At 71.6% G+C, this 14,213-nt stretch carries 15 protein-coding genes; 2 read left to right on the forward strand and 13 right to left on the reverse strand.

Annotated features, from left to right (window positions below; translation table 11 throughout):
* Positions 1-178 precede the first annotated feature (178 nt).
* From JT723_RS30220 to JT723_RS30235, 4 genes are all read right to left on the reverse strand, one after another.
* Entirely contained in the window at positions 179-1,615 is a 1,437-nt protein-coding gene (locus tag JT723_RS30220) for an AI-2E family transporter (protein ID WP_205048024.1), read from the reverse strand.
* Between the two features lie 177 nt (positions 1,616-1,792).
* Complete coding sequence (locus tag JT723_RS30225) at positions 1,793-2,470, reverse strand: aggregation-promoting factor C-terminal-like domain-containing protein (RefSeq protein ID WP_456057498.1); 678 nt, start codon at positions 2,468-2,470, stop codon at positions 1,793-1,795.
* Between the two features lie 430 nt (positions 2,471-2,900).
* The gene (phoH2, locus tag JT723_RS30230) at positions 2,901-4,220 is read right to left on the reverse strand and encodes an RNA 5'-3' helicase PhoH2 (protein ID WP_205048026.1); all 1,320 of its coding nucleotides are present in this window, start codon (positions 4,218-4,220) and stop codon (positions 2,901-2,903) included.
* A gap of 247 nt (positions 4,221-4,467) precedes the next feature.
* A complete protein-coding gene (locus tag JT723_RS30235) occupies positions 4,468-5,229 on the reverse strand; it encodes an isoprenyl transferase (RefSeq protein ID WP_205048027.1) in 762 nt (253 codons plus the stop codon).
* Positions 5,230-5,393: 164 nt separating this feature from the next.
* On the opposite strand from JT723_RS30235, the gene mgrA reads away from it, so the two are divergent.
* Positions 5,394-6,437, forward strand: a complete 1,044-nt coding sequence (gene mgrA, locus JT723_RS30240; RefSeq protein WP_307794081.1) for an L-glyceraldehyde 3-phosphate reductase — start codon at positions 5,394-5,396, stop codon at positions 6,435-6,437.
* Between the two features lie 317 nt (positions 6,438-6,754).
* Here mgrA and JT723_RS30245 read toward each other — a convergent pair whose 3' ends face one another.
* Positions 6,755-7,480, reverse strand: a complete 726-nt coding sequence (locus JT723_RS30245) for a prepilin peptidase (protein WP_205048028.1) — start codon at positions 7,478-7,480, stop codon at positions 6,755-6,757.
* 41 nt (positions 7,481-7,521) lie between these two features.
* On the opposite strand from JT723_RS30245, the gene JT723_RS30250 reads away from it, so the two are divergent.
* The gene (locus JT723_RS30250; RefSeq protein WP_205048029.1) at positions 7,522-7,872 is read left to right on the forward strand and encodes a DUF192 domain-containing protein; all 351 of its coding nucleotides are present in this window, start codon (positions 7,522-7,524) and stop codon (positions 7,870-7,872) included.
* Positions 7,873-7,976: 104 nt separating this feature from the next.
* Here JT723_RS30250 and JT723_RS30255 read toward each other — a convergent pair whose 3' ends face one another.
* The 8 genes from JT723_RS30255 to JT723_RS30290 form a co-directional block, all read right to left on the reverse strand.
* On the reverse strand, positions 7,977-8,633 hold the full coding sequence (locus JT723_RS30255) for an OmpA family protein (protein WP_205048030.1): 657 nt from the start codon (positions 8,631-8,633) through the stop codon (positions 7,977-7,979).
* Positions 8,634-8,638: 5 nt separating this feature from the next.
* Positions 8,639-9,220 carry a hypothetical protein gene (locus tag JT723_RS30260; RefSeq protein WP_205048031.1) on the reverse strand — a complete coding sequence of 194 codons (582 nt, stop codon included), beginning with the start codon at positions 9,218-9,220 and terminating at the stop codon, positions 8,639-8,641.
* A 32-nt stretch (positions 9,221-9,252) separates the two neighbouring features.
* Entirely contained in the window at positions 9,253-9,810 is a 558-nt protein-coding gene (locus JT723_RS30265) for a pilus assembly protein TadG-related protein (RefSeq protein WP_265749835.1), read from the reverse strand.
* 29 nt (positions 9,811-9,839) lie between these two features.
* Positions 9,840-10,091: a Flp family type IVb pilin gene (locus JT723_RS30270; RefSeq protein WP_205048049.1), complete on the reverse strand. Its 252-nt coding sequence runs from the start codon at positions 10,089-10,091 to the stop codon at positions 9,840-9,842.
* A gap of 280 nt (positions 10,092-10,371) precedes the next feature.
* Positions 10,372-11,271, reverse strand: a complete 900-nt coding sequence (locus JT723_RS30275; RefSeq protein WP_205048033.1) for a DUF5936 domain-containing protein — start codon at positions 11,269-11,271, stop codon at positions 10,372-10,374.
* A gap of 49 nt (positions 11,272-11,320) precedes the next feature.
* On the reverse strand, positions 11,321-12,229 hold the full coding sequence (locus tag JT723_RS30280) for a type II secretion system F family protein (protein WP_240166417.1): 909 nt from the start codon (positions 12,227-12,229) through the stop codon (positions 11,321-11,323).
* 89 nt (positions 12,230-12,318) lie between these two features.
* Positions 12,319-13,653, reverse strand: coding sequence for a TadA family conjugal transfer-associated ATPase (locus tag JT723_RS30285; RefSeq protein ID WP_205048035.1), 1,335 nt, complete (start codon positions 13,651-13,653; stop codon positions 12,319-12,321).
* Positions 13,650-13,994: a TadE/TadG family type IV pilus assembly protein gene (locus tag JT723_RS30290; protein WP_251512393.1), complete on the reverse strand. Its 345-nt coding sequence runs from the start codon at positions 13,992-13,994 to the stop codon at positions 13,650-13,652. Before JT723_RS30290 ends, JT723_RS30285 begins: the two co-directional genes overlap by 4 nt.
* Positions 13,995-14,213: the final 219 nt, after the last annotated feature.

The following is a 14,213-nucleotide window of genomic DNA, read 5'->3' on the forward strand; positions in this document are numbered from 1 at the left end:
GCGCCATCAGGAGGCGCTGGGGGTACCCCAGGCGAAGCTCTGGGGGCGGAACTGCGCGCGCAACCCGCCACCGGCCGGTGGTCCGTCTCCGACAGAAACAGCCCCTTCGGGTCGGTGACGACCCGCGGCCCGGTGGGGGCTGGTCGCGCAGTTCCCCGCGCCCCTGTGTGCTCGGCCCCTACGCAGGGTCTTGGACAGGTTCCGGAGTCGGCTCCGGGGTTGGAGCCGGGGCGGGCTCCGGGGTTGGCTCGGGCGGCAGGGTCGGGGCCGGCGGGGCCGAGGGCGCCGCCTTCTCCCGGGAGTAGGCGCGCAGGTAGCCGACGACCGTGTTGGAGACCGCGACCAGGGGGACCGCGACGACGGCGCCGCCGATGCCCGCGACCATCGAGCCGGCCGCCACGGACAGCACCACCGCCAGCGGGTGGACCCGGACGGCGCGGCCCAGGATGAAGGGCTGCAGGATGTGGCCCTCGATCTGCTGCACGGCCAGCACCACCGCGAGCACCAGCAGTGCGGTGAACGGCCCTTCGGTGACCAGCGCGACGACGACCGCGATGAAGCCGGAGGCGACCGCGCCGACCAGCGGGATGAAGGACGACAGGAAGATGACGACGGCCAGCGGCACCGCCATCGGCACCCCGAGGAAGAAGATGCCGATGCCGATGCAGATCGCGTCGATCAGGGCGACTATCACCGTGCCCCGCACATACAGCGTCAGCGTCCGCCAGGCACGCGGCCCCGCTCCGGCCAGGCCCTCCCTGGCCGCCTCGGGGAACAGCCGCAGCACCCACTTCCAGATGTTGGGGCCGTCGTAGAGCAGGAAGAGCGTGCTGAACATCGCCAACAGCACCCCGGTCAGCAGCTCGACGATGACGGTGACGCCTTCGAGCCCGGCGTCGGTGAGCGCCTTGGTGTTCGACCCGATGGCGTCGCTGAGGTTCTTGGCGACCTGGTTGATCTGGTCGTCGGTGACATGGAAAGGGCTGTTGAGAAGCCACTTCTTGCCCTCGGCGATACCGTCCTGGAGGCTGCTGGACAGGTTGTCGATGTTGTCCATCACCTGCCAGACGACGAACCAGCCGACCAGGCCCATGATGACGAAGCCGCCGACGAAGACCATCGCGGTGGCCACCCCGCGCGGCACGCCGAGCCTCTTGAGCCGGGCGACGAACGGCTGCAGCAGCGCCGTTATCAACAGGGCCGCGGCGAAGGACAGCACGACCAGGCGCACCGCGCCGATGACCCGCATCAGCACCCAGACCGTGCCCGCCAGGATCAGCAGCCGCCAGCCGATCTCGGCGGCGACCCGCATGCTCCAGGGCACCACGGCGACCGGGTCCATGGGCGGCGGCGCCGAGCGCTGGGCGGGCACGACGGCGGCCGGGGCCGGTGCCTGCGGGTCCGGCCCGGCCGACGCGGGGTCAGCAGCCGTGGGTGCGGCGGGCGGTGCGGGCGCTGCCGCGGGCAGGTGGTCGGCGTCGGGCTCGCTGTCGACCAGGTCCGGGTGGTGCGCGGCCTCCCGTGCGGTGACCGCGGTGTGCCGATCCTCCAGCCGGCCCGCGAGGTTGGCCAGCCCCGCTGCGAGCGCGCTGCTCCAGTGGCGCTTGTCCGGCATCGCTCTCCCCCGCCCTTGACCATTCTTTGGCACTGCTGTGCAGGACGACGTTACCTGCCACGGGGGTTGCCTCGGCGGGCACACCCTCACCCGGACGGGGGAGGCACGGCAAAACCCCCGGGCCTGCGGTCGGCCTCGGGGGTTTCGCGAAGTGCAGTCGAACGGCGGGCGGCCGTTCTAGTACGAGTGGTGGACCTGCCAGTACGCCCAGGCGTCACACGGACTGCCGTAGCGGACGTTCATGTAGTTCAGGCCCCACTTTATCTGCGTGGCCGGGTTGGTCCGCCAGTCGGAGCCCGCGGAGGCCATCTTGGAACCGGGCAGCGCCTGGACCAGGCCGTAGGCACCGGAGGAGGCGTTCGTCGCGAGGTAGTTCCAACCGCTTTCCCGGGTCACGATGTTGGAGAAGCAGGCGTACTGCCCGCTGCCCACGATCTGCTGGGCCATCGCCTTGACCTCGGCGACCGTGTAGGACGCCTTGAAGGGGAAGGTGGCGCGTGAGTCGCCGCGGCTGGCCGCCAGCGTCTCCTCGCGCTTCTTCGCGGCTGCTTCGTCCGCTGCCTTCTTCTTGGCTGCCGCGTCCTGCGCTGCCTGCTTGCGGGCGTCCTGCTCCGCCGCCTGCCGCGCTGACGCGTCGGCCGCATCGGACTGCGCCACGACCTGGTCGGTCAACGACGCCTGCTGAACCTGCTGTCCAGCGGGAATGTCCGCGAGGAGGGTCGTCGTACCGGCCGCTTCCACGGGCTCGTTGCCCGCACCCTGGTCAGCGCCCGACGCGACGCCCACAACGGCGCCCACAGTGGTGACCGCAGTGGCTGACGCCACCGCGAATCCCCGGACCGAGATCCGGCTCACACGGTTTCCTTCCGGCATCGCCCGCTTGGTGACCGCACGGACGAAATCGTGCCCCTGGCGCTGTCCCCCTTCTCCGGTCCGCCGTACGGGCCGGTCGGTCACGGGGGCACTGGCCCGGTGCGAAGTCCGTGGCGGATTCGCGTACTGCTCGGGCGGCTCATGGCGGTCGATGTTGACTTGTGGTGGTGCTGTCCGCCCTTTCCCCGAAGGGTCCGGGCGTGCCATGAGCGGGGCCTGACAGCCTCACACCCTGCCGTACGCAGACGCCGCGCGGCAATTTCCGGTTGAGTGGCAAAGGTCACATCGCGGGAAGCGCGTCGATACTCGGAAATCGCGGCCGGAAAACGCTAGGCTGCTGCGCCCTTCACGCCGGGCGCAGCAGCCTCAACTCACGTCATACATGGGCACATCGGGGCATCGTACAAAACGATCAGGCCCCGCCGTCCTCCAGCATCTCCGTCACGAGCGCGGCGATCGGGGAGCGTTCGGAACGGGTGAGTGTCACATGGGCGAACAGCGGGTGTCCCTTGAGCTTCTCCACCACCGCCACCACGCCGTCGTACCGCCCGACCCGCAGGTTGTCGCGCTGGGCCACGTCGTGGGTGAGCACCACCCGGGAGCCGGCGCCGATCCTGGACAGCACCGTCAGCAGCACGTTGCGCTCCAGCGACTGCGCCTCGTCGACGATCACGAAGGCGTCGTGCAGCGAGCGGCCCCTGATGTGGGTCAGCGGCAGCACCTCCAGCATGCCGCGGGCCACGACCTCCTCGATGACCTCCTTGGAGGTGACCGCGGACAGCGTGTCGAAGACGGCCTGAGCCCACGGGCTCATCTTCTCCGCCTCGCTGCCCGGCAGGTAGCCCAGCTCCTGGCCGCCCACCGCGTACAGCGGCCGGAAGACCATCACCTTGCGGTGCTGGCGGCGCTCCAGGACCGCTTCGAGGCCCGCGCACAGCGCCAGCGCCGACTTGCCGGTGCCGGCCCGGCCGCCCATCGACACGATGCCGACGTCCGGGTCGAGCAGCAGGTCGAGCGCGATGCGCTGCTCGGCGCTGCGGCCGTGGATGCCGAACGCCTCGCGGTCGCCGCGCACCAGCCGCACCCTGCCGTCGGCGGTGACGCGGCCCAGCGCCTTGCCGCGCTCCGACTGCAGCACCAGACCGGTGTGCACCGGCAGGTCCGCGGCCTCGGGGAGGTCGACGGTCTCCTGCGCGAAGAGCGCGTCCACCTGCTCGGCGCCGACCACCAGCTCCTCCATGCCGGTCCAGCCCGAGGTGATCGCCAGCTCGGCCCGGTACTCCTCGGCCAGCAGACCGACCGAGGACGCCTTCACCCGCAGCGGCAGGTCCTTGGACACGACGGTCACGTCGTACCCTTCCGCCTGCAGGTTGCGGGCGACCGCCAGGATGCGCGAGTCGTTGTCGCCGAGCCGGAATCCCGCGGGGAGCACCCCGGGGTCCGAGTGGTTCAGCTCGACCCTGAGCGTGCCGCCGAAGTCGCCGATCGGGATCGGGGCGTCGAGCCTGCCGTACCTGATCCGGAACTCGTCGAGCAGCCGCAACGCCTGGCGGGCGAAGTAACCCAGCTCGGGGTGGTGGCGCTTGGCCTCCAACTCCGTCACCACCACGACCGGCAGCACGACCTCGTGCTCGTCGAAGCGGGTGAAGGCATTGGGGTCGGCGAGCAGCACGCTGGTGTCGAGTACGTACGTGCGCCGGTCGTGAACACGGCGATTCTTGCTTGTCACCACGTGTGGACGAACCCCCTCGGGGAGAGGTGAGGCTGCGGTCCGGCAACCGTGGGCCGGATGCCGGTCTGCCAGTGGTATGCCCGGGAAATCCGGTACCCATGCGGATGCATATGACAGTCATCCGACGGTCATGATCCGGTCACTGACCGCTCATCCACGATTCGGCGACAAACGGGCCGCGACACCCGCCACGTTAACTCGGCTTCCTGTGCCGTCAACAGCCCTTTTCGCCCAGGTCAGCGCCTGGCTACGCTCCGTAGCGGCGATGCCTGGCGGCATAGTCGCGCAGCGCCCGCAGGAAATCCACCTTGCGGAAGGCCGGCCAGAAGACCTCGCAGAAGTAGTACTCGGAATGTGCACTCTGCCAGAGCATGAAGCCCGACAGACGCTGCTCGCCCGAGGTGCGGATCACCAGGTCCGGGTCCGGCTGGCCGCGGGTGTAGAGGTGCTCCGAGATGTGCTCGACGTCCAGGATCTCGGCCAGATCCTCGATGGACGTGCCGCGCCCCGCGTGCTCGTACAGCAGCGAGCGGACCGCGTCGGCGATCTCCTGGCGGCCGCCGTAGCCGACCGCCACGTTCACCAGCAGGCCCGCCACGTTGTGGGTGTCCTGCTCCGCCTCCTTGAGCACCGCCTGCGTACGGTCGGGGAGCAGGTCCATGGTGCCCACGTGGTGCACCCGCCAGCGGCCGGTCGCCGCCAGGCCCGCCACCGCGTCCTCGATGATGCCGAGCAGCGGCACCAGTTCCGCGGAGGGCCGGTCGAAGTTGTCCGTGGACAGCAGCCACAGGGTGACCACCTCGACACCGGTCTCCTCGCACCATCCCAGCAGCTCGGCGATCTTGTCCGCGCCCGCCTGGTGGCCCTGCTCCGCCGTGCTGCTCGCGGCTTTCGCCCAGCGCCGGTTGCCGTCGAGGATCACACCGATGTGCTTGGGGCCCTGGGCCACGTCGAGCCGGCGTTCCACTCTGCGGGAGTACAGCCCGTACACCAGCTCGCGCAGATTCATCGCGTACCAGCCCCTCCTGCGCTCGGTCGCCCGGGCGCCAGGGTACTGCCCGAAAGGCCGTCCGGACGAACCGGGTCGCGGCGCGGCCGGCCCCCCGGCGCGGCACGCGGACGGATCTCCCGCCAGGTAGTAAGCGGTTCAGGCGCCCGTGATAAGGAGGAACCGTGAACATCAGAGACCTCTACCGCGCCGCCGAAGAGCGCTACGCGACCATGGAGTACCGCAGGACCGGGCGCAGCGGACTGAAGCTGCCCGCGATCTCGCTGGGCCTGTGGCACAACTTCGGCGACGACCGCACGCTGGACTCCCAGCGCGCCATCCTGCGCCGCGCCTTCGACCTCGGCGTCACGCACTTCGACCTGGCCAACAACTACGGCCCACCCTACGGCGCCGCCGAGGCCAACTTCGGGACGCTCTTCGCCCAGGACTTCCGCCCCTACCGCGACGAGCTGGTCATCTCCACCAAGGCCGGCTACGACATGTGGCCGGGACCGTACGGCGAATGGGGCTCGCGCAAGTACCTGCTCTCCTCGCTCGACCAGTCGCTGGGCCGCATGGGCCTGGACCACGTCGACATCTTCTACTCGCACCGCTACGACCCCGACACCCCGCTGGAGGAGACGATGGGCGCGCTGGCGTCCGCCGTCCAGCAGGGCAAGGCGCTCTACGTCGGCATCTCCTCCTACGGCCCCGAGCGCACCCGGGAGGCCGCGCGCATCCTGCGCGACCTGGGTGTGCCCGCGCTCATCCACCAGCCCTCGTACTCGATGATCAACCGCTGGGTCGAGGACGAGGGCCTGCTGGACGTCCTGGAGGAGGAGGGCATGGGCTGCATCGGCTTCGTGCCGCTCGCCCAGGGCCTGCTGACCGACCGCTACCTCGGCGGCATCCCCGAGGGGTCGCGGGCGGCGCAGGGCAAGTCGCTCGACCCCGCGCTGGTCAACGAGGAGACGGTCGCCCGGCTGCGGGCACTCAACTCCGTCGCCGAGGGGCGGGGCCAGTCCCTGGCCCAGCTCGCCCTGTCCTGGGTCCTGCGCGACCCGCGCGTCACCTCCGCCCTGATCGGCGCGTCCTCCGTCGCCCAGCTGGAGGCCAACGTCGCGGCGGTCGGCGCCGCCCCGCTCACCGCGGAGGAGCTGGCCGAGATCGACCGCCACGCGGTCGAGCCGGAGGGCGTCAACCTCTGGTCGGTCAGCAGCGACGCGTAGTTCTTTGGCCGGGCTCCCCGGGAGGTTCCGCCGCGGTGGACCCGGGACCTTCCCCCGGTGGGTGGCTTGCGCGCGCAGTTCCCCGCGCCCCTGATGGCTCACCCTCTCGCGCAGAGGGAACCGTCAGGGGCGCTGGGCTTCTAGGCCGTGTTGTGGAAGTCCCGCCTGCCCCGCGACGCCTGGCACGCACGCTCGCTGCGTTGTCGGAGTCGTCCGAGCAGGCCCACTACGAGGACGACCCTCCGCCTTGCGATCGCACGCACCAGACGCCGCGGGGCCCGCCCTGTGGGCGGACGGCGCTACTTCCAAAACACGGCCTAGGTCAGCAGCAGGGCCGCGGCGGAGCCGAGGAGCATGAACGGGCCGAAGGGCAGGGGGGACTTGCGGCTGGCGCGGCCGGTGGCCAGCAGGGCCAGGCCGACCACCGCACCCAGGGCGAACGCGGCGAACGTGCCGCCGACGACCGTGCCCCACCCGTACCAGCCCAGCGGCAGCGCGACGGTCGGGGCGAGTTTGACGTCGCCGAAGCCCATGCCGGCCGGGTTGATGAGGAAGAGCAGGAAGTAGAGGGCGCCGACGGCCGCGGCGGCCAGCAGGGCGCGCAGCCACGAACCCCGGTGGTCGGGCAGCAGCGCGGCGGCGCCGAGCAGGGCCGCGGTGGCCGCGAAGGCCGGCAGCGTCAGCACGTCGGGGAGCCGGAAGACCCGCAGGTCGACCAGGGCGAGGGTCAGCGCGACGGGCACCAGCAGCAGCCACACGGCGAGTTCGGGGTGCGGCCCGACCGCGGCGGCCAGGCCCGCGCACAGCAGCGCGCACCCGGCGGCGAGCAGCCAGGGGCCGTAACGCCCGCCCGGCGCACCGCAGTCGGAGCAGCGCTCGGGTCCGAGCCAGCCGCGCGGCCCCGGCGGCAGCAGGTGGCCCGACGGGCAGGCCGCGGCCCAGGGTTCGCCGGACGGGACCGCCAACCGGTGCGCGGCGCGCGGCAGCAGCAGCCCGCTGAGCGTTCCCCACACGGCGGCGGCCACGATCGGATAGACATGCACCGGGCCGACCGTACACGGACACCTGCGCGAAGGGAGGGGCCATGGGCCGACGTTGGCGAGACGGTGACCTCACCTTGCACGCCCCGCGGGCCGACGTGCCGCTGCGGGTCGCCGCGACCTACCGGGCCAGGACCCGCGGACTGCTCGGAGCAGACGGTGTGCAGGGCGCGCTGCTGCTGACGCCCGCGTCCAGCGTGCACACCGTGCGGATGCGGTTCGCGATCGACGTGGCCTATCTGGACCGCCGGCTGCGGGTGATCGCGGTCCGCACGATGCCCCCCGGCCGCATCGGCCGCCCGCGGCTGCTGGCCCGGCACGTGCTGGAGGCCGAGGCGGGCGCACTGGCCCGCTGGGGCGTACGGCCGGGCGTACGCCTGGACGTCACCGGCTGACCCGGGGCCGGGAAAAGAAAACGGGCCGGTTCGCAGGGGGGGAGAGCGAACCGGCCCGAGGGGGGGAGTTACACCGTACCGCGTCCTGGCGCGCATCCCGCACGTTACGCGGCAGGAGGCGTGAAAGTGATTTCCACCCGGCGGTTCTGCCGGCGGCCGACTTCGGTGGAATTGTCCGCTATGGGATAGTCCTCGCCGTAGCCGCGCACCTGAAATGTGTGGGATGAGTCACCGGCGCTGCTCAGCGCCGTTGCCAGAACTTGGTACACCGCCTGGGCGCGCTGCTTCGACAGCGCGTCCCCGTGCTCGCTGCTCCCCAGATCGTCGGTGAAACCGAAGACACGGATGGGTGAGGTGACGTGCCGCGTGTTGATGTCCGCCGCGATCGCCTGGATCCGCGAGGTCGCGGCGGCCGACAGCACCGCGCTGTCCTTGCCGAACGCCACCTCCGACTGCAGCGCGTAGGTCACCGTCGAGTTCGACGTCTCCTGCCGCTGCTCCGGCTGACTCGCCGCCACCGAGGACTCGTCCGTCACCGACACGATGTCCAGCACCTTCGGCGGCGCCAGCGTCGAGCCCTCGGGCAGCTGGAGGTTGGGTGAGGCGGGGTCGATGCGGACCGGTGCGCTCGGGGACGGCTCCCCCGCGCTCGGCGGCGGATTCGTGTCCGCGACCGCCTGCGGTGCCACCGCCACACCCGTGGCCGCGGCGAACAGGACCACGGTGAGCGTGAGCTTTGCGGCTGCCGCCGCGCTTCTCATCCGGATCACCCCTCGGAGATGGTGATTTTGGCGGGGGGCATGGTGGGCAGTTCGAACTCCACCTGGGTGGTGGTGGGGGGTGGGGAGGGGAACTGCGCGAAGAACGGCCGCGTCTCCTGGGGCTCGATGCCGGTCAGGCCCATCGTGCACAGGCACATGCCGCCGGTGTCCCGGAGGACGTAGTAGCGCTTCTTGCCCGCCTCGTCGATGAGCGAGGCGCCGGCGACCGAGTCGCCCGAGGCCTGCAGCGCGACCTCCTCCCCCATCCAGTCGGTGGCGCTGAAGGGCTCGTCGCCGTTGTTGGTGATCTCGCCCTTGACCGTGACGTACCCGCCGCTGTCGCGCACCGCGGAGTTGATGGTCACCACCATGCCCGCCTCACCCTTGAGCTGGGCGATCACCTTCGACGGCTCGTCGCTGGGTGTGCTGTCGGCTCCGGTGGCCCCGGCTCCGTGGGAGGCGCTCGTGGATCCCGCCGGCTTGCCGTCGCCCTTCGCCCCGCCGCCACCGCCTCCGCAGCCGGTGAGTGCCAGCGCGAACACGACGGCGGTCACCGCCGCGGACGCGGCACCGCGCCTGTGTCCCATCGTTCCCCGTTCCCGCACCACGCGACCGCCTCTCACTTGGTCAGGTGGACTGTGTAGAAGGTGGCCAGATTGAGCCGGAAGTTCCCGGCCTTCGGATCGATCGTCACTTCGCGGTGGTCACAGGTGAACTCGAGTGCCGCCGCCAGCTTGTCGCGGAAGACGCAGCGCGGTTCGACCACGGCCGTCGCGGTGGCGGTGGCACGGACGTTCTCCGTGCCGTCCACCACCGACGTACCCACCGTGCCGCGCGTCACGACGTCCACGACGTAGCCCACCGGTCCCGAGAGCGCGTCGCAGCGGGTCGTGGTGGCGTCGTTGTCGGCTGCGAACTGCCGTGCCGTGCCGCACGGGTCACCGCGGTCGACGGTACCCACCGTCGTCAGCAGGCGGCCCAGCAGGTCGGGATCGCCCGCGGCCAGCGCGGCGAGGAACTGGTCCTGCACCGCGTCCCGCCGCTCCCTCGCCGCCGCCAGCGCCGCGGAATCGGCCGCCGTCTGGGCGCTGTTGCGCGTGACCGACGCCTGGCCGACGGCGAAGAAGGCGAAGGCGAGGAAGAACAGGGCGGCCATGGCGACGATGTAGATCCCCAGGGTCTGGCCCCTGTCGTCCCACCCGCGGGCTACTTGCCCCCGCCGCCGGCGATCTTGGTGATCTCGTTGGTGATCGCCTTCTTGACGGCCCGGCCGATGTCCGTCGTGCTCGTCAGGACCCCGATGATCACCGCGATCACCACCGCTATGCCCAGATACTCGAAGGAGGTCTGGCCGCGGTCGTCGGTGATGCGCCTGCTCACGTACCGGGCTGCGCGGTCGGTCTGGGTGCGGAGCCAGACCTCGGCGGTGGTGTAGCGCTGGAGTGCCCACCTGTTCATCGTTGTTCGCCCCATCCTTTGTCACCTGGCTGGTGATACGTACGGCGGTGGCCGTGGGCTGCCCGTCGGGGTCGGGGGTGGTGGTCACGGAGCACCGCCTCTCGCTGGTGGTCGTCGGTTGTCGTCCGCAGCGGGTTGGATCTGATTGCAGGTGCAAATGTGGTTGCGAATGCAAAGGTACACCCGAACCTCGGGCATTCGCAGCCGGTTGTGCGCCATTCGCCGCGTGGGCAAGTGGCGTGTACAGCATGACGGTTGGTCACCCTCGGTCGCACCCCGATCACCCGTTTCCGAAGACGTCGCCGAAGTGGATCTGCGAGCCGATGACGGTGCCGGTGATCAGCAGGATCATGGTCGCGGGGACCAGCAGGACGGTGATGACGCCGGTGGCGCGGGGGACCATGCGGGCGGCGCGGCGGCGGGCGTTCTGGGCCTCGGTGCGGCGCATGTCGGTGGCGATCTGGAGCAGGGTGCGGGCGATCGGGGCGCCGAGTTCCTCGCCCTGCTGGAGGGCGGTGACGAACTGCCCGACCTGGTCGCTGCGGTTGCGCTTGCGGAGCTGGTCGAAGGCGTCGCGGCGGCTGACGCCGACGTCCATCTGGCGCAGGGCGACCCGGATCTCGTCGGACCAGGGGCCGGTGTAGACGGAGTTGACGCGTTCCAGGGCCTGGCGGAAGCCGAGGCCCGCGCTGACGACGACGGCGAGGACGTCGAGGAAGTCGGGCAGGGTGCGTTCGATGTCGTCGCGGCGGCGGCGGACGGCGAGCCAGATGCCCAGGTCCGCCCAGCCCCAGCCGTAGGCGAGCAGCAGCAGGGCCAGGAACCAGTTGCCGCGGCTGAACAGCAGCAGGGCGGCCAGGCCGCCGAGGCCGCCGTAGACGGCGCGGCGGGCCGCGTAGCGCTCGACGGTCAGGCCGTGCGGGTGGCCGGCGTGGTCGATCCTGGCCCGCATCTTCGCGATGCGGGCGGGACCCATCATGCGCAGCACCATCGGCGCCCAGCGGATGCCGAGCCGGTCGATGGCGTTGCCGGCGCGGGTGGTGCGGGTGCGGCCGACGTCGAGGGCGAGGGCCAGGTCGTCGGGGAGTTTGGCGTCGGCGCGCAGCAGCCCGACCGCGTACACCACGCCGACCGCGCAGGCGGCGAGGGCCAGCGCCAGGGCGATGCCGATGAGGGTCATGTCCGGCTCCCGGCGGTGGCGTCAGCGGCGGAAGGGGCGGCGGCGGGGGTCATACGTCGATCCTCGACATGCGGCGGATGAGGGCGAAGCCGAGCGCGTACAGGCCGAGCGAGATCAGGACGCAGATCCTGCCGATGCCCGAGCCGGTCATCGCGCCGAGCGAGCCCGGCATGATCCGGTCGAGCAGGAAGAGGGAGCCGAGGCCGATGACGGGCACGGCGTAGGCGGTGACGGTGACCTGCGACATCTGGGTGCGGATCTCGCGGCGGGTCTCCTTGCGCTCCTCCAGGGTGACGGTGAGGTTGCGCAGCGACTCCACGACGGAGCCGCCGGCCCGGCTGGACAGCACCAGGGTGGAGACCAGCACGATCAACTCCCGGCTGGGCAGCCGCTGCTGGAGTTCGCCCAGCGCGTCCTCGATGGAGTGGCCGAGCGCCATCGCGTCGGCGACCTGCTTCAACTCCTCGCCCGCGGGCGCGTCCAGCTCCTCCGCCGCCATCGACACGGCGGTGCGCAGGGCCAGGCCCGCCTGCGTGGCGTTGGCCAGGACGCGGGCCAGGTCGGGGAGTTGGGCGATGAAGCGCTCGGTGCGGATGCGGCGGCGCCACTCCAGGAAGGAGTACGCGGCCCAGCCCGCGACCAGTGCGGCGATCGGGCCGAAGAACGGGGCGAGCAGGGTGGCGGCGACCGCCCAGGAGCCGACGACCAGGCCGATCACCGAGGCGGTGAACTGCCCGGGCGTGAGGTTGGTGCCGGTGGCGGCGAGCCGGCCGGCCAGCCGGCGGCCCCAGGCGTAGCGGCGTACCCGCCGGTCGAGCGCGGCGAAGGGGACGGCGGCGCCGCCCGGCCCGCCGCTGCCGCCCGCCTCCGCGGCGAGCCGTTCGACCAGCGCGAGCCGGTCGGCCCGGCCGCCGCGCCAGGCGTGCAGGCCCCACACGGCCAGCCCCAGCGCCAGCATGGTGACGCCGAGGACCAGCAGCGGGTACGGGCCTGCGGCGAAGTTCCGCCCGGTGGCGGCGAGTTCCTGCCCCGGGCCTTGCGGCAGCGTCATTTCGCCTCCCGGCTGTCGAGTTCGAGTTCCGTCGCCCCGACGCCGAAGGCGGCGGGTACGTGTTCGCCGGCGAGGTAGAGGCGCTCGCCGATCTCCCGTGGCACGGGCCGGTGTTCGTACCAGCCGCGGACGATGCGGTCCACGCCGAGCGGTTCCGCGCGGAAGCGGGTGGCCGAGGTGAGCTGGAAGACGTCCCGGCCGCGGGAGGACAGGACGGCGATCTCGGCGATGCGGCGGCTGCCGTCGACGTGCCGGTGCAGCTGGACCAGCACGTCCACCGCGCTGTTGATCTGGTCGCGCAGCGCCTCGAAGGGGATCTCGACCTCGCTCATCGAGGCGAGGGTCTGCAGCCTGAGCACCGCGTCCTCCGCGGAGTTGGCGTGCACGGTGGCCAGCGAGCCGTCGTGTCCCGTGGACATCGCCTGCAGCATGTCGAGGGTCTCGCCGCCGCGGACCTCGCCGACGATGATGCGGTCGGGGCGCATCCGCAAGCTGTTGCGCACCAGGTCGCGGATGGTGATCCGGCCCTCGCCCTCGACGTTGGGCGGGCGGGACTCCAGGCGGATCACATGCTCCTGCTGGAGCTGGAGTTCCGCGGCGTCCTCGACGGTGATGATGCGCTCGCCGTCGGGTATCAGCCCCGACAGGGCGTTGAGCAGCGTCGTCTTGCCCGAGCCCGTACCGCCGCTGACGATGATGTTGCACCTGGCGCGGACGAACGAGGACAGCAGGAGCAGCATGTGCTCGTCGAGGGTGCCGAGCCCGATGAGTTCCTTGAGCGTGTACGCGCGCGGGAAGCGGCGGATCGTGAGGGTGGGTCCGGTCAGCGACAGCGGCGGTATCACGACGTTGACCCGCTCGCCCGAGGGCAGCCGGGCGTCGACCATCGGATTCGACTCGTCCACCCGGCGGTTGACCGTCGAGACGATGCGCTCGATGGTCTGCAGCAGCTGCTCGGCCGAGGAGAAGCGGGCGGCGACGGGTTCGACCCGGCCGCCGCGTTCGACGTAGATCCTGTCCGGGCCGTTGACCATGATCTCGGTGACCGTGGGGTCCTCCAGCAGCGGCTCCAGGATGCCCAGGCCCAGTGCCTCGTCCACGACCCGGCGGATCAGCGCGGCCCGCTCCGCGGTGGACAGCACGGGTCCCTCGCGGCTGATGATGTGCCCGAGCACGCGCTCCAGGCGCGACCTGCGCTCGGCCGCCGACAGCGCCGACATCTCGGCGAGGTCGATCTCCTGGAGCAGCTTGGCCCGGTAGACGGCGACCAGGTGGCTCTCCTGGGTCTGCGGTGTCGCCTCGTCGGGGACGAGTCTCGCGCGCAGGCTCATGGGGTGTCCTCCCTGGGCATCGTCGCGGTCCGCGACACCTTCCCGAACAGGTGCACTCCCGGGAGTACGGACGGCACGTCTATCGCCGCCTTGGCGGTGATCGCGTCGCCGTACGCGGGCCAGGTGATCGTCGCGTCCAGCCAGTCGCTGACCGCGTCCTCGCCGGCCTGCCGGCCGGCCGCCTTGCCGCCGTCCGGCGGGGGGAGCGCGGCGGTCCTCGCGGCCGTACGGGCCGCCGTTCCCGCCTGCTCGCCGCAGTACGCCACCAACCCGAGCTGGATTCCCGCCAGCGCGATGAGCAGCAGGAACGGCACCATCCCGAGGTACTCCAGGGACGCCACCCCCCGGTCCCCTCTGCGCCGCGGGGCGCCCCGGTCTTCCACGGCTCCCCTGCGCCGCCGGGCGAGCGTTTTCAGGGGCGCGGGGAACTGCGCGACCAGCCCCCACCGGGCGCGCGGGTCGTCACCGTCCGAAAGGGGCTGTTCGGTCCGTACCGGACCACCGGCCGGTGGGGGGCTTGGCGCGCAGTTCCCCGCGCCCCTCTGTGCTCGGCCCCGCCG

Origin of the sequence: Actinacidiphila bryophytorum (assembly GCF_016916835.1) — a bacterium.
GTDB lineage: Bacteria > Actinomycetota > Actinomycetes > Streptomycetales > Streptomycetaceae > Actinacidiphila > Actinacidiphila bryophytorum.

Coding starts and splice junctions, on each gene's coding strand:
- JT723_RS30275 (WP_205048033.1), bottom strand. CDS start 11,271: ATGACCCTCATCGGCATCGCCCTGGCGCTGGCCCTCGCCGCCTGCGCG.
- JT723_RS30250 (WP_205048029.1), top strand. CDS start 7,522: ATGGGCCGACGTTGGCGAGACGGTGACCTCACCTTGCACGCCCCGCGG.
- JT723_RS30285 (WP_205048035.1), bottom strand. CDS start 13,653: ATGAGCCTGCGCGCGAGACTCGTCCCCGACGAGGCGACACCGCAGACC.
- JT723_RS30255 (WP_205048030.1), bottom strand. CDS start 8,633: ATGAGAAGCGCGGCGGCAGCCGCAAAGCTCACGCTCACCGTGGTCCTG.
- JT723_RS30220 (WP_205048024.1), bottom strand. CDS start 1,615: ATGCCGGACAAGCGCCACTGGAGCAGCGCGCTCGCAGCGGGGCTGGCC.
- JT723_RS30260 (WP_205048031.1), bottom strand. CDS start 9,220: ATGGGACACAGGCGCGGTGCCGCGTCCGCGGCGGTGACCGCCGTCGTG.
- JT723_RS30235 (WP_205048027.1), bottom strand. CDS start 5,229: ATGAATCTGCGCGAGCTGGTGTACGGGCTGTACTCCCGCAGAGTGGAA.
- JT723_RS30280 (WP_240166417.1), bottom strand. CDS start 12,229: ATGCTGGCGCTGGGGCTGGCCGTGTGGGGCCTGCACGCCTGGCGCGGC.
- JT723_RS30270 (WP_205048049.1), bottom strand. CDS start 10,091: ATGAACAGGTGGGCACTCCAGCGCTACACCACCGCCGAGGTCTGGCTC.